This window comes from Arenimonas sp., from assembly GCF_041913985.1.
GTDB lineage: Bacteria > Pseudomonadota > Gammaproteobacteria > Xanthomonadales > Xanthomonadaceae > Arenimonas.
Genome location: NZ_JAYSEG010000034.1, coordinates 1 through 13,229 on the forward strand (window position 1 = coordinate 1; position 13,229 = coordinate 13,229).

13 protein-coding genes are annotated in these 13,229 nt (G+C 70.9%); all 13 read right to left on the reverse strand.

Annotated features, from left to right (window positions below):
- Positions 1–55: 55 nt before the first annotated feature.
- Positions 56–808: a DUF3667 domain-containing protein gene (locus ACE3Q2_RS11065; RefSeq protein ID WP_374474045.1), complete on the reverse strand. Its 753-nt coding sequence runs from the start codon at positions 806–808 to the stop codon at positions 56–58.
- Between the two features lie 30 nt (positions 809–838).
- Positions 839–1,459: a peptide-methionine (S)-S-oxide reductase MsrA gene (msrA, locus tag ACE3Q2_RS11070; RefSeq protein WP_374474046.1), complete on the reverse strand. Its 621-nt coding sequence runs from the start codon at positions 1,457–1,459 to the stop codon at positions 839–841.
- A 13-nt stretch (positions 1,460–1,472) separates the two neighbouring features.
- Positions 1,473–2,933, reverse strand: coding sequence for a wax ester/triacylglycerol synthase family O-acyltransferase (locus tag ACE3Q2_RS11075; protein ID WP_231694008.1), 1,461 nt, complete (start codon positions 2,931–2,933; stop codon positions 1,473–1,475).
- A 49-nt stretch (positions 2,934–2,982) separates the two neighbouring features.
- A complete protein-coding gene (locus ACE3Q2_RS11080) occupies positions 2,983–4,431 on the reverse strand; it encodes a deoxyribodipyrimidine photo-lyase (RefSeq protein WP_374474047.1) in 1,449 nt (482 codons plus the stop codon).
- Position 4,432: 1 nt separating this feature from the next.
- Positions 4,433–5,173 (reverse strand): SDR family oxidoreductase, encoded by a 741-nt coding sequence (locus ACE3Q2_RS11085; protein ID WP_231694010.1) that lies wholly within the window; start codon positions 5,171–5,173, stop codon positions 4,433–4,435.
- Positions 5,174–5,207: 34 nt separating this feature from the next.
- Positions 5,208–6,779 (reverse strand): cryptochrome/photolyase family protein, encoded by a 1,572-nt coding sequence (locus ACE3Q2_RS11090; RefSeq protein WP_374474048.1) that lies wholly within the window; start codon positions 6,777–6,779, stop codon positions 5,208–5,210.
- Between the two features lie 49 nt (positions 6,780–6,828).
- Positions 6,829–7,956 carry an alanine racemase gene (gene alr / locus ACE3Q2_RS11095; protein ID WP_231694012.1) on the reverse strand — a complete coding sequence of 376 codons (1,128 nt, stop codon included), beginning with the start codon at positions 7,954–7,956 and terminating at the stop codon, positions 6,829–6,831.
- A 29-nt stretch (positions 7,957–7,985) separates the two neighbouring features.
- Positions 7,986–10,919, reverse strand: a complete 2,934-nt coding sequence (gene dnaB, locus ACE3Q2_RS11100) for a replicative DNA helicase (protein ID WP_374474050.1) — start codon at positions 10,917–10,919, stop codon at positions 7,986–7,988.
- Positions 10,920–11,050: 131 nt separating this feature from the next.
- The gene (locus tag ACE3Q2_RS11105) at positions 11,051–11,461 is read right to left on the reverse strand and encodes a hypothetical protein (protein ID WP_374474051.1); all 411 of its coding nucleotides are present in this window, start codon (positions 11,459–11,461) and stop codon (positions 11,051–11,053) included.
- Between the two features lie 49 nt (positions 11,462–11,510).
- The gene (gene rplI, locus ACE3Q2_RS11110; protein WP_231694014.1) at positions 11,511–11,960 is read right to left on the reverse strand and encodes a 50S ribosomal protein L9; all 450 of its coding nucleotides are present in this window, start codon (positions 11,958–11,960) and stop codon (positions 11,511–11,513) included.
- 61 nt (positions 11,961–12,021) lie between these two features.
- Complete coding sequence (rpsR, locus tag ACE3Q2_RS11115) at positions 12,022–12,252, reverse strand: 30S ribosomal protein S18 (RefSeq protein WP_026816203.1); 231 nt, start codon at positions 12,250–12,252, stop codon at positions 12,022–12,024.
- Between the two features lie 20 nt (positions 12,253–12,272).
- On the reverse strand, positions 12,273–12,665 hold the full coding sequence (rpsF, locus tag ACE3Q2_RS11120) for a 30S ribosomal protein S6 (RefSeq protein WP_231694015.1): 393 nt from the start codon (positions 12,663–12,665) through the stop codon (positions 12,273–12,275).
- A gap of 191 nt (positions 12,666–12,856) precedes the next feature.
- The gene (locus tag ACE3Q2_RS11125) at positions 12,857–13,198 is read right to left on the reverse strand and encodes an iron-sulfur cluster assembly accessory protein (protein WP_231694016.1); all 342 of its coding nucleotides are present in this window, start codon (positions 13,196–13,198) and stop codon (positions 12,857–12,859) included.
- Between the last annotated feature and the right edge of the window lie 31 nt (positions 13,199–13,229).

Consider the following 13,229-nt stretch of genomic DNA (forward strand, 5'->3'; position numbering starts at 1 on the left):
GACCGGCTCGGTCACATTCGACGACGACTTCTGAGCGCCACCCCCGCCCCGGCCGTCACGGCCGGGGCGGGGCCGGGCTCTCGCCGGGCCGCGCCGTCGCCCGGGCCCCCCCGCTCAACGCCACCACGGCGCCCGCCCACACCGCCCCCACCACCAACCCCAACCCCCGCCCCCCCGCGGGGGCCGGGCCCGGGCCCGGCCCCCCCCCCCGCCGCCCCCACGACGCGCCCGGGAAATAACCGAGGGCGGTCGCCAGGAACCAGGCCGGCGCCTGCAGCAGCAACAGCGGCCCCATGCCCGGCACGTGCGACCACTCATCGAGCGCGAACAGCAGCGCCGCCACCGCCATCGCCTGCCCGGCAACGAACAGGCACAGCACCCACATCTCGGCGAACGAGGGCCCGTGGCCGCGGTAAACCCGATGCAGGGCCATCGCGCCCGCCGGCAGCACCACCAGCACCAGCAGCAGCTGCACCTGGCTAAGCAGCCACCAGATGGCCGCGGCCACGCCCGGCGCCTGGCCATCGAACCCGGCGTAAAAGCCCGCGCGGGCCGACTCCACGCCGCCGGCCAGCGAGAACACCAGGGCCAGCAACGCGAAACCTACCAGGAAGAACCGAAGCGGGCGCACGATGCGCCGGTCGCGGACCACGACGTAGTCGCGCACCAGCGCGCCCGGGCCGCGGAACATGCGCAGGAAGGTCCAGGGCAGGCCGCGGTCGAGGCTGAAGACTTCGTCGCCGAAGTCGCGCCAGAACGCGGCCATGGTCAGCCGCTCGGGCGGCGCGGGATCGGGAGCTTGCGTCATGCGGCCTTGTTCCTCCGGCGCCACGAATCGTTACCGCAGTTTCCCGGGGAAGACTTTGGCCAGCTTCTCGACCTTGGGCGCCGACACTGCCCGGATGTAGGGCTGGCCGGGGTTTTTCGCCGCGTAATCGTGGTGGTAGGCCTCGGCCACGAAGAACACCTCCAACGGCTCGAGCGTGGTGGCCAGCGGCGAGGCGTACACGCCCGCCGCCTCCAGCTGCGCCAGGTAGGCGGTGGCGACGCGGCGCTGGGCCTCGTCGAGCGGGAAGATGGCCGAGCGGTACTGCGTGCCCACGTCGTGGCCCTGGCGGTCCTTCTGGGTGGGGTCGTGCGCCACCGCCATGAACACGCGCAGCAGCTCGCCGAAGCCGACCACGGCGGGCTCGTAGGTGATGCGGATGGCTTCGGCGTGGCCGGTGGTGCCGCTGCAAACAGCCTTGTAGTTGGCGGTGTCGGCGCTGCCGCCGGCGTAACCGGGCAGTACTTCGCGCACGCCGGCCAGCTGCCGGAACACCGCTTCGGTGCACCAGAAGCAGCCGCCGGCCAGCACGGCCTCGCCGCGGTCTTCACCCGGCGCCAGCGCCGAGGCCGGCGACGGGACTTCGGTGGCCGGGACGCGCAGGCCCAGGCCCGGAAGGTCACAAGACGACATCGCGGTTTACCTCTCAGGCGGGGGCGGATTCTTCCATCAACGCCTCGGCGTCTTCCGGCCCGAACTCGCCTTCCCAGCGCGCCATCAGCGCCAGGTACAGCAGCTTCTCGAACTCGGGCTGGAAGCGGCGGATCACCGAATCCGGGTCGGGCATGAGCTTGGCGTCGGCGATCAGGCCGAAATGCACGGCGCCGTTGTAGCTCAGGATCGAGATGCCCAGGCCGATCGAACCGGTCTGCGGCACCCAGAACATCAGGTCCCTGATCTTGCTGCCGCCGAAATACAGCGGCACCTGCGGCCCGGGCACGTTGGTGGCCACGGCCGAGGCCTTGCGGCTGAACATCTCCAGCGCCAGCGCCTGCACCGGCGGCGGCGCCATGCCCACGGCGGCCAGCGCGCCGAAGGTGGCCACGGCCTGGCGCGACTTGCGCAGCACCTTCATGCAGGCCGACACGCGCTCGAGCCGGCGCATCGGGTTGGGCTCGCCCACCGGCAGGTCCAGGAACACCAGGCCGAAGTGGTTGCCCAGCTGCTTGGCGTGCTCCAGCGGCCGCAGGTTCACCGGCACGGTGGCGCGGATGGTGATGCCCTCGAGCTGTTCGCCGCGCTCGAGCAGGTAGCTGCGCAGCGCGCCGCTGGCCGAGGCCAGCAGGATGTCGTTGACCGTGCAGTGCAGCGCCTGGCTCACCGACTTCACCTCGGCCAGCGACAGCGGCTCGGCCCAGGCCACGCGCTTGCTCACGCCCAGCCGGCCCTTGAGCACGGTGTCCGGGTCGTCGGGCAGCGCCAGCGCATGGCCGATCTCGCGCGCGATCTCGACGCCTTCGTTGGCCAGCACCGCGGCCAGGGTCGGGTCGCGGTAGAAGTCCATGCCCTTCTCGAGCATCTTGTTGCCGAGCTTCATGTAGCGGTCGATGGCGCCGACGCGCTGCGCCACCGGCGCGTGCTCTTCCTTCTTCAGCCAGCGCTTGGCCAGCGCGGCCTTGCGCTTCTCGTCGAGCTGCATCTCGGTGAGCGAAAGCAGCACCTGCACCAGCGCGATGCCGTCGGCGTAGCAGTGGTGGATGCGGGCGATCAGCGCCGAGCCGCCGTTGAAGCGCTCCACCAGGTGGAACTGCCAGAGCGGCTTGGACTTGTCGAGCGGCGTGGAGGCCAGCTGGCTGGTGAGGCGCTCGAGCTCGCGCTTGCCTCCGCGGCCCGGCAGCGCGGTGAGGTGCAGGTGCCAGTCCAGGTCGAAGTCGGCGTCCTCCTGCCAGAAGGCGCCGGTGGGGCCGTCCACCGCCTTCTGCCGGAAGCGCGGATAGGACAGGAACTTCTGCTCGATCACCTTGCGCAGGGTCTTGATGTCGAGCGGGCTCTCGAGCATCAGCACGCCGGTGATCATCATCAGGTTGGTGGCGCGCTCCATGCGCAGCCACGCGGTGTCCACCCGGGACATCGGCGTCTTGCGGTGCTTCTTGCGGGCCTCGGCCATGCGTGCTCCCCCGGTACCCGGGCAGGATGCCGGCCGCGCCGTGCGGGCGTCAACGCTCGGCGGGCGGCTTGGTCTTGGGGCCGGAATAGGCCTCGAGCGCGGCCTCGCGGCTGGCCTTGAGGTCGACGATGGGCTTCGCCGGGTAGTCCGGCGCCCGCCGGCGCAGCAGGTCGGCGTGCTCCCAGGGCGCCGACAGGGCCGCGTCGGGCAGCTTCGCCAGCTCGGGCACCCAGCGCCGCACGTACTTGCCGGCGGCGTCGAACTTCTCGGCCTGGGCCACCGGGTTGAAGATGCGGAAGTACGGCGCGGCGTCGGCGCCGGTGCCCGCGGTCCACTGCCAGCCCTGGGTGTTGTTGGCCAGGTCGGCGTCCACCAGGGTGTCCCAGAACCACTGCGCGCCGTGTTTCCAGTGGTAGCGCAGGTTCTTTGTGAGGAAGCTGGCCACCACCATGCGGGTGCGGTTGTGCATCCAGCCGGTGTGCCAGAGCTCGCGCATGCCGGCATCCACGATGGGCACACCGGTGCGGCCGCGCTGCCAGGCGGCGAGCAGGCGCGCGTCGGGCCGCGCCCAGCGGAACTCCTGGAAGCGCGGGTTCATGTTTTCCTGCGCCGTGTGCGGGAAGTGGAACAGCAGGTGGTGGCTGAATTCGCGCCAGCCCAGCTCGCTCAGGAAATGGTCGATGTTGGGCTGCACCGCGGCCGGCCAGCTTTCCGCCAGCACGCGCGCGACGATCAGACGCGGCGAGATCTCGCCGAAGTGCAGGTGCGGCGACAGCTTCGAGGTGGCGATGCGGTCGGGGAAGTTGCGCTGCTCCTTGTAGCCGCGCGCGGCGCCGTCGAGGAAGGCCTCGAGCAGCTCGAGCGCGCCGGCTTCGCCCGGCACCCAGTGTTCCCAGAAGCCGGCGTCCCAGCGCGGTTCGGGCTTTTGCGGCTCCAGCCGCAGGTCTTCCACGCCCAGGCCGGCCAGCATCGGCGGCAGCTCGGGCAGGCGCGTGGGGGCCGCGGCCGGCATCCTGGCGTCCAGGCGCTGGCGGGCGTTCTTCCAGAACGGGGTGAACACGCGGTAGGGCTCGCCCTGCCCCGTCTGCACGGTCCACGGTTCCACCAGCAGCGCAGCGTCGTGGCTTTCCACGTGCAGGCCGCGCGACTTCAGGCCCTGCTTGATGCGGGTGTCGCGGGCGATGGAAGCCGGCTCGTACAGGCGATTCCAGTGCAGCGCCTCGGCCTTGGTTTCGGCGATGAGCTTTTCGATCTCAGCCAGGCTGTCGCCCTGGCGGATGATGAGGCGCGAGCCGCGCGCGCGCAGGTCGGCGTCGAGCGCCTGCAGCGAGCGGTGCAGCCAGGCGTGGCTGGCGGCGCCCGGCGCCCAGGGCGCCTCTTCGTCGGGCGCGTGGATGTAGACCGGCACCGGCACCAGGCCGGCGTCGAGCGCGGCCTTGAGCGCCGGGTTGTCCGCCAGGCGCAGGTCGCGGCGGAACCAGACGAGGGCGTGGCCCATCTCAGCCCGCCCGCACCAGCGGCCGCACGGCCTGGAAACCGCCGTCGAGCGCGATCACCTGGCCGGTGACCCAGCCGGCTTCCTCCGACAGCAGGAAGGCGCCCAGCGAGGCGGCGTCGTCGGCTTCGCCGTGGCGGCCCAGCGGGTACTGCGCGGTGATGGCGCGCGCCGAGGCTTCGGTGGAGAGCATGCGGGCGGTGGCCGGGGTGTGCATCAGGCCGGGGGCGATGGCGTTGACGCGCAGGCCGGCGCCGGAAAAATCGGCCGCCAGCGCGCGCACCAGGCCTTCCACGCCGCCCTTGGCCATGGCGATGGCCGCATGGTTGGCCACGCCGATGCCCGCCGCCACCGAGCTGAAGAACAGCAGGCTGCCCGGGTGCTCCGACTTCTGCACGCGCGGCGCATAGGCGCGGGCGACGAAGAAGGCGCTGTCGAGGTTGGCGGCCATGCACTGGCGGTACTGCGCCTCGGTGGTGCGGGCGATGGGCGCCACCAGCACCGCGCCGGCGCAGTGCGCCACCGCGGCGGGCGGCGCGCCGAAGGCTTCGGTGGCCTCGGCCACGGCCGTTTCCGCGCCCGCTTCGGTGCCGACGTCGGCTTCGATCACCAGGTCGCCCTCCCCGGCAGCCACGCGCGAGGCGTCGCGCGACACCAGCGCCAGCCGCCAGCCGCGGGCGCGCAGCAGTTCGGCCAGGGCGGTGGCGACGCCGCCGGAGGCGCCGGTGATCAGGCAGGTGCGCATGGGGTTTCCTGGAAGGCCGTGGATGGCCGCCAGCCTACCGCTTCGGGCCGTGTTGCGGTCGTGAACCGGCGGCCAGCGCCGCCCTCAGCGCCGCGGCCTGCCGGCGGATGGCGGCCAGTTCGTCCGGCGGCTTGCGGCCCAGGTGGGTCCACTGCAGCGCCGTGCGCGGGTGGCGCGCGAAGCGCTGCTCGTGCCGGGCCAGGAAGTCCCAGTACAGCGTGGTGTAGGGGCAGGCGCGCGGGCCGGTGGCCTCGTCGGGCCGGAAGCGGCAGCCGGCGCAGTGGTTGGACATGCGCTGGATGTACTTGCCGGACGCGGCGTAGGGCTTGCTGACCATGCGGCCGCCGTCGGCGTACTGCGACATGCCCAGCACGTTGGGCAATTCCACCCACTCCACCGCGTCCACGTACACAGCCAGGAACCATTCGTGGATGGCGCGCGGACGCACGCCCAGCAGCAGCGCGAACAGGCCCAGCACCATCAGCCGCTGGATGTGGTGGGCGTAGCCCAGGTCCAGCGTCTGCCGCAGCGCGTCGCGCAGGCAGGCCAGGTCGGTGTCGCCGGTCCAGAAGAATTCCGGCAGCGGCTCGCCGGCGCCCAGCGCGTTGTCGTCCAGGAATTCCGGCATGCGCTTCCAGTACAGGCCGCGCACGAACTCGCGCCAGCCCAGCACCTGGCGCACGAAGCCCTCCACCGCCTCGATCGGCGCCCCGCCCTGCTCCCAGGCCCGCACGGCGGCCTGCACCACCTCGCGCGGGGAAAGGAGCTTGAGGTTCATCGCCGCCGACAGGCGCGAGTGGTAGAGCCAGGGCTCGCCTTCCCACATGGCGTCCTGGTAGCGGCCGAACAGCGGCAGGCGGTGGCGGATGAAATCCTCCAGCGCGGCGCGGGCCTGGGCCGGGTCCAGCGGCCAGTCGAAGCCGTCGAGCCGCCCGGGGTGGCTGGCGAAGCGCGTGGCCACGAGGTCGAGCACTTCGCGCGTGCGCTCGTCCGGCGGGAAGGCGCGCGGCGCCGGCAGCAGGCCCGGGCCGCGGCGGTCGAAGCTGCCGCGGTTGGCGGCGTCGAAGTTCCACTGGCCGCCCACGGGCTCCTTGCCGTCCATGAGCACGCCTTCGCGCTTGCGCAGCCAGCGGTAGAACAGCTCCAGGCGGAACTCGCGGCGCTTGCCGGCCCAGGCTTCGAAGTCGTCGGCGTCGCAGTAGAAGTGCCGGTCGGGGCGTTCCACCCAGGCCACGCCGGCGGCGCGGCAGGTCGCGGGCAGGGACTGCGCGAGACGCCATTCGCCGGGTTTGACCGCCACCAGCTTGGCCGGGCGCAGCGCCGCCAGGTCGGCGGCAAGCGCGTCGTCCAGCGTGGGGAGCTCGTGTTCGCCGAGGGCGCGGTAGTGCACGGTCCAACCGCGGGCGCGCAGTTCGTCGCGGAAGGCGCGCATGGCGGCCAGGAACACCGCGATGCGCGGCTTCGTGGACCAGACCTGGGTGGCTTCGTGCGCCACCTCGGCCATCCAGACGGCGTCGGTGGCCGGGTCGAAGTCGTCGAACACCGACGAGTCGCGGTCGAGCTGGTCGCCGAGGACGAGGACGAGGTGGCGCAGGGGCGCGGTCATCGCGGCAGTGTCGCGCCGCGGGCGTGCAGGAAACGGAAAGGCGGCGGGCTCAGCCCACGCCGCCCCGGTACTCGCGCGGGATGCGGCCGTTCAGGCCCACCAGGATTTCGTAGGGAATGGTGCCGGCGGCCTGCGCCACGTCCTCGCAGCGGATGGCCTGGCCGCCCTGGTGGCCGATGAGCACCACCTCGTCCTCGTTGTAGGCGGTACCGGCCGGGCCGATGTCCACCATGAACTGGTCCATGCAGATGCGCCCGACGATGGGGTGGCGCTGGCCGCGGACAAGCACCTCGCCGCGCGAGGACAGCGCGCGCGGGAAACCGTCGCCGTAGCCGATAGGCACCGTGACCACGCGGGTGTCAGTGGCCGGGGCCCAGGTGGCGCCGTAGCTGACCGTCTGCCCGGCCGGCACCACCTTGAAGTACACCACCTGCGAGACCAGCGACAGCACCGGCCGCAGCGGCACCGTGGCGCGCGAGGCCGGATCGGGCAGCACGCCGTAGAGCGCGATGCCGGGCCGCACCATGTCCAGGTGGGTGCCCGGGAAATGCAGCACGCCGCCGGAATTGGCCAGGTGCCGCAGCGGCATGGGCGCGCCGATGCGCTCGAAATGGGCGCAGGCCTCGAGGAAACGCTCGAGCTGGCGCGCGGTCATGGGCGAATCGGGCTCGTCGGCGCAGGCCAGGTGCGAATACACGCCCTTGACCCGGCACCAGCGCGAAGCCACCGCAGCCTCGATGAAGGGCCCGGCGTGGTAGCTGTGCACGCCGATGCGCTCCATGCCGGTGTCGATCTTCAGGTGCACGGTGGCCGGGCGGCCCAGGGCCTCGGCCGCGGCCTCGACCTGGCGCAGCTTGTCGAGCGAGGACACGGTGATCTCGAGGTCGTGGGCGATCAGCGACGCCGCCTGCGGCCCGAAGATGCCGCCCATCACCAGGATGGGCAGGCGAACGCCGGCCTGGCGCAGGGCCACGCCCTCCTCCAGGAAGGCCACGCCCAACTGCTCGACGCCCTGGGCCTGCAGGTGCCGCGCCACCGGCACCAGGCCGTGGCCGTAGGCATTGGCCTTGACGATGCCCATCACCGGCACCCCGGCGTGGGCGCGCAGGGCCCGCAGGTTGTGGCTCAGCGCGTCCAGGTCGACGCGGATGCGGGTGGGGCGCGCGGTGTCGGTCATGGCGGGATTCTAGCCCGCGCCGCGGCGGCTTACTCGAAGCTGCCGACGCTGTCGCGGGCCAGGTTGTCGAAGCGGGTGTATTCGCCGAAGAACTTGAGCTTGATGGTGCCGGTGGGGCCGGAACGCTGCTTGCCGATGATGACCTCGGCCAGGCCCTTGTCGGGCGAATCCTTGTGGTAGTACTCGTCGCGGTAGATGAACATGATGATGTCGGCGTCCTGCTCGATGGCGCCCGATTCGCGCAGGTCGGCCATGACCGGGCGCTTGTCGGTGCGCGACTCGAGGCCGCGGTTGAGCTGGGACAGCGCGATCACCGGCACGTTCAGCTCCTTGGCCAGGGCCTTGAGCGAGCGCGAGATCTCGGAGATTTCGGTGGCGCGGTTCTCGCCGGTGCCCGGCACCTGCATCAGCTGCAGGTAGTCGATGACGATCAGGCCCAGGTCGTGTTCGCGCTTGATGCGACGGGCCTTGGAGCGCAGCACATCGGGCGACAGCGCCGGCGTGTCGTCGATGAAGACCTTCACGTCCGAAAGCATCTTGATGGCCATGTTCACGCGCGACCAGTCCTCGTCCTCGAGCTGGCCGGTGCGCAGGCGGGTGGCGTTGACGCGGCCGATGGACGAGATCAGGCGGAAGGCCAGCTGCGAGGACGACATTTCCATCGAGTAGACGGCCACGGCCTTCTTGGTCTTGATGGCGCCGTACTCGGCGATGTTGAGCGCGAGCGTAGTGTTGTGCACGCAGACGTCGTTGGCCACGAAATTGTGGGTGCCGGGCACCGTCAGGTCGTAGACCTGCTGCACGCCGGTCGCGCGGATGGATTCGATTCGGTCCCAGACGACGTCGCTCGACGCCAGGGCCGCCAGCCGGGCGTCGCCCAGGACCATCGCAATGCGCGCCAGTCGCTGGCGTGACAGCGCGCGCTTGCCGACGTGCAGGTTGGAGTCACTGAAACCGCACCGGCGAGCCAACTCCGCCCAGCTCATTCCACCCTTGGCCTGCTCGATGAGCGGCCACACGGCCGCCGGCACCAAGTCCACGTTCGTGTGCGCCCGGCGCCCTGCCAGGGTAGACCGGACGGATTCCACCGCCGCCTGCTTGCCGTGGATGCCGATGTCGGCGCAGAAGCGCCGGAGCGAGTCGGCGTCGGTGATGTCGAGCTGCCAGGCCGGACGGCGGGTGTCGCGATACTTGACCCAGCGCTGGCGCAGCTTGGCGACGATACCGAAGCGCAGCAGCAGGTGCTGGACCTGCCGCGCCAGCCGTTCGGACACCGAGGCATACCCCACCTGCGCCTGCCCCGAGGCCAGCACGGTGGCCCAGCCGTCGGTGGCGAACAGGCGATTGAGGAAATGCGCCAACTGCGCCCGGGGCAGCGTGAACACCGGCGCCGGAACCTGCTTCTCGCCAGCGCCCTTGCCCATGAGGCCGAGCTCGCGCAACCACAGGGTCACCGGATTGGGCGTGTTGCGCCGGGCAGAGGCTTCGCCGTCCGTGACCAGCGCGGCGGGCTCGACGGCCAGGACTTCGCACAGACGGCGGACTGTGCCGGCATCGGGAACCGTGCGGCCCTGGCGCCAGTGGGTCAGCGACGCGGGACTCACGCCGATTGCCGCCGCCACCGCACGTGCCGGCGCGGCATGGGTGGAGAGAAGCTTTTCCAGGGCGCCGCCGAACGCTTCGCGGCGGACGGCGACGGCTTGCGCGTCAGTCGAAATCGCCCAGCTCTGCGTCCTTCCGGACGGTGCGACCGCCTTGGCCTCGACGCCGCCGAAAGCGGCCACCGCCGCCACGAAGTCGGCGGCGATGTCCGGGTTGCCGTTGGTGAAGCGCGGCTGGCTGCCGGTCAGGCCGCCGTCGCCGACCAGGTAGGCGAGCAGCGTGAGCTCGCATTCACGCATCGGCTGCTTGCCGAAAACCTCCAGGGCGCGTGGCACGGCGACGTAATCGCCTTCCTGCAATTCAAGCAGCGGCTTCCAGCCTCCGAGCGTGAGGAAGGGGTGTGGGGCCGTGGCCTCGACCCGGCGCCCCAGCCGGGTGGTGACCTCGAACGTCGGCTTGTGGCCATCGTCGACGAAGTCGGAAGGCTGGGTCCAGGCCAGCTTGAAGTCATCGCCCAGCGTGGCCAGCGTGGCCTCGCGTCGCGCGCAGATCGATTCAATGGTAGCCAGGGAGCCATCGGCCAGCACGATCTCCGAATTGGCCGCCAGGCATTTCCCCATCGCCGGGCGCGCCGCCAGGATGATCAGGTCGGAGGGCTGCAGGCCGGCGGTCATCTCGTCGAGGTCGCTGAAGCCGGTGGGCAGGCCGGTGACGTTGCCCTGGTTCTCGTAGCGCTCCTGCAGGATCTGGAAGGCGTCCTTCATGGCGTCGCGCAGCGACACGAAGTCGGCGCGGCCGCGGCGGCCCTGCTCGGCGATCTTGAACACGCGCTGCTCGGCGGCCGACAGCACTTCCTGGCTGTCGCGGCCGTCGGGCTGGAAGCCGTCGTTGACGATCTCGGTGCCGGCTTCGATCAGCTGCCGAAGCACCGCCTTCTCGCGCACGATCTCGGCGTAGGCCTTGATGTTGGCGGCCGAGGGCGTGCTCGAGGCCAGCTCGATCAGGTAGCCGGTGCCGCCGATCTGCTCGGAAAGCCCGTTGGCCTCGAACCACTCGCCCAGGGTGACCGCGTCGAAGGGCTTGTTCTTCTCGCTCAGGTCGCGGATGGCACGGTAGATCAGCCGGTGGTCGCGGCGGTAGAAGTCGTGCTCGGTGAGGAAGTCGCCGACGCGGTCGAGCGAATCGGGCGCCAGCATCAGGCCGCCGATGACGGCCTGCTCGGCCTCCACGGACTGCGGCGGGACGCGCAGGGCGTCGATGCGGGCTTCGGTGCGTTGCGATTCGGGGCGTGCGGACATGGTCGCCTGGGTCTGTGGGCGCGGGCGCCGGTGGACGGAACTCGGGTCGGCCATCGTAGCCATCCCTCGCCCCGGGCGTTAGGCATAAGCCTGTGTATAACCGGTGGGAATCTCACCCGCCGAGACGCCATCCATCCCTTGAAACAGCGGGGGCGCCGAAGCGCCCCCGCCGTTCGTCGTCTGGCCGGGCCGGCTCAGTGCACGCAGATCGCGTCGCCGGCGTCGCCCTTGCCGGTACCACCCTGCTCCTCGCACAGCAGGATGAACAGGTTGCAGCTGCCGCCCTCGCCGTTGTTGGTGCAGCACGTGATGGTCTTGGTCTCGGTGCTGCAGTCGGCGGTCTCGTAGGCCTGGGGTTCGCCGTCGGGGCCGGTGGCGGGCGCGAAGCGGCCGGGGGTCGGCACCGTCGCCACCGGCGGCTTGCGGGTGGCCGGGGCCACGCGGGCCGGGCGCGGCGCCGGGTCCTCGGCGCGCTGGCGAGCGTCGATCTCGTCGGGCTCGACGCCCTGGGTGGCGGCGGGCGCCGTGGCCGGCTTGCGCACGGCGGTGGACGCGGCGGCGGTGGCGACGGTGGCGGCGGCGCGCTCGGCCAGGCCCGGAAACACGAAGGCCGCCCGGAGGCGGCCTTCGCGGGAAACCCAGTCGCGGGGGCGATCAGGCTTCGGCTTCGACCAGCACCTTGACGGTGGTGTGGACGTCGGCGTGCAGGCGCACTTCGATCTCGAACTCGCCGGTGCGACGCAGCGGGCCTTCGCCCAGCACCACTTCGTTCTTCTCGAGCGGGAAGCCGGCGGCGGTGAAGGCCTCGGCGATGTCGCGCGGACCGACCGAGCCGAACAGCTTGCCTTCGGTCGAGGCGTTGGCGGCGATGGTCACCGTGGCGCCCTCGAGCTTGGCCTTGCGGGCCTCGGCTTCGGCGTGGATGGCGTTGGCCTTGGCTTCGTACTCGGCGCGCTTGGCTTCGAACGCGGCCACGTTGTCGGCGGTGGCCGGCACGGCCTTGCCGTAGGGGATCAGGAAGTTGCGGCCGTAGCCCGGCTTCACCTTGACCTTGTCGCCCAGGCCGCCGAGGTTGACGACCTTCTGCAGGAGGATCAGTTCCATTTCATTAACTCCGTAACGTTAGCGGGGCGCGGGGCCCCGCAACTGTGGCTGTCCGTCAGGATCAGTTCTGGTGGTTGTCGGTGTACGGGATCAGGGCCAGTTCGCGGGCGCGCTTGATCGCGGTCTGCAGCTGGCGCTGGTACTTCGACTTGGTGCCGGTGATGCGGCTCGGGACGATCTTGCCGTTCTCGGTCAGGTACTGGCGCAGGGTGTTGAGATCCTTGTAGTCGATCTCCTTGACGCCTTCGGCCGTGAACTTGCAGAACTTGCGGCGGCGGAAAAACTTGCTCATGTCGGTCTCCTGGTCCTGGCTCAGGCGGCGTCGGCGTCGGTGCCGATCGCGTTCTCGTCATCGTCGCGGCGCGGGCGGCGCTCGCCCTTCTCGTCCTTGCTCTTCATGATCAGGGACTGCTCGGTGACGGCCTCGTCGCGGGCGATGACCATGTGGCGCAGGACCGCGTCGTTGAAGCGGAAGCCGTCGACGAGCTCGGTCAGCACGGCCTTGCCGCACTCGATGTTCATGAGCACGTAGTGGGCCTTGACGAGGTTGTCGATGGCGTAGGCCAGCTGGCGGCGGCCCCAGTCCTCGAGACGGTGGATCTTGCCGTTGTCGCCTTCGATCAGCGCCTTGTAGCGCTCGATCATGGCCGGCACCTGCTCGCTCTGGTCCGGATGGACCATGAACACGATTTCATAGTGACGCATGGGATTTTCCTTGTGGATGCGGCCGCTGATTCGGCCTGGCAGCCCCCGGCGCTGGGCCGTGGAGCAAGGTCTCCCCGGGATGGGGAGCCGCGCATTATGCCCGAGACGGGGTTTCCCGCGCAAGTTCAAGCACTTGTAGGAGGGCCTTCAGGCCCGACCTGCCTTTCGGGCCTGAAGGCCCTCCCACAGGCTCAGGCGGCCCGGTCGGCCTTGGTGCTGAAGGACTCGCCGCAGCCGCAGGCGTCCTCGACGTTGGGGTTCCGGAACACGAACTGCTGGTTCAGGCCCTGGCTGACGAAGTCGATCTCGGTGCCGTCCACCTGGGGCAGGCTTTCGGCGTCCACCCGCACGGCCACGCCGTCGGTCTCGAAGACGCTGTCGTCCGGACCCGGGGCGGTGGCGATGTCCACCACGTAGGCGAAGCCCGTGCAGCCGGACTTGCGCACCCCGAAGCGCAGGCCGATGCCGCCCGGCGTCTCGGCCAGGTAGCTGCGGATGCGGTCGGCGGCGGCGGGGGTGAGCGTGATGGCCATGGCGGGGTCCGTGCTTATCGGGGGCTGGGCG

Bases quoted from the DNA above. Each gene is read 5' to 3' on its own strand.
- ACE3Q2_RS11065 (WP_374474045.1), bottom strand. From the start codon at position 808: ATGACGCAAGCTCCCGATCCCGCGCCGCCCGAGCGGCTGACCATGGCC.
- msrA (WP_374474046.1), bottom strand. From the start codon at position 1,459: ATGTCGTCTTGTGACCTTCCGGGCCTGGGCCTGCGCGTCCCGGCCACC.
- ACE3Q2_RS11075 (WP_231694008.1), bottom strand. From the start codon at position 2,933: ATGGCCGAGGCCCGCAAGAAGCACCGCAAGACGCCGATGTCCCGGGTG.
- ACE3Q2_RS11080 (WP_374474047.1), bottom strand. From the start codon at position 4,431: ATGGGCCACGCCCTCGTCTGGTTCCGCCGCGACCTGCGCCTGGCGGAC.
- ACE3Q2_RS11085 (WP_231694010.1), bottom strand. From the start codon at position 5,173: ATGCGCACCTGCCTGATCACCGGCGCCTCCGGCGGCGTCGCCACCGCC.
- ACE3Q2_RS11090 (WP_374474048.1), bottom strand. From the start codon at position 6,779: ATGACCGCGCCCCTGCGCCACCTCGTCCTCGTCCTCGGCGACCAGCTC.
- alr (WP_231694012.1), bottom strand. From the start codon at position 7,956: ATGACCGACACCGCGCGCCCCACCCGCATCCGCGTCGACCTGGACGCG.
- dnaB (WP_374474050.1), bottom strand. From the start codon at position 10,919: ATGGCTACGATGGCCGACCCGAGTTCCGTCCACCGGCGCCCGCGCCCA.
- rplI (WP_231694014.1), bottom strand. From the start codon at position 11,960: ATGGAACTGATCCTCCTGCAGAAGGTCGTCAACCTCGGCGGCCTGGGC.
- rpsR (WP_026816203.1), bottom strand. From the start codon at position 12,252: ATGAGCAAGTTTTTCCGCCGCCGCAAGTTCTGCAAGTTCACGGCCGAA.
- rpsF (WP_231694015.1), bottom strand. From the start codon at position 12,665: ATGCGTCACTATGAAATCGTGTTCATGGTCCATCCGGACCAGAGCGAG.
- ACE3Q2_RS11125 (WP_231694016.1), bottom strand. From the start codon at position 13,198: ATGGCCATCACGCTCACCCCCGCCGCCGCCGACCGCATCCGCAGCTAC.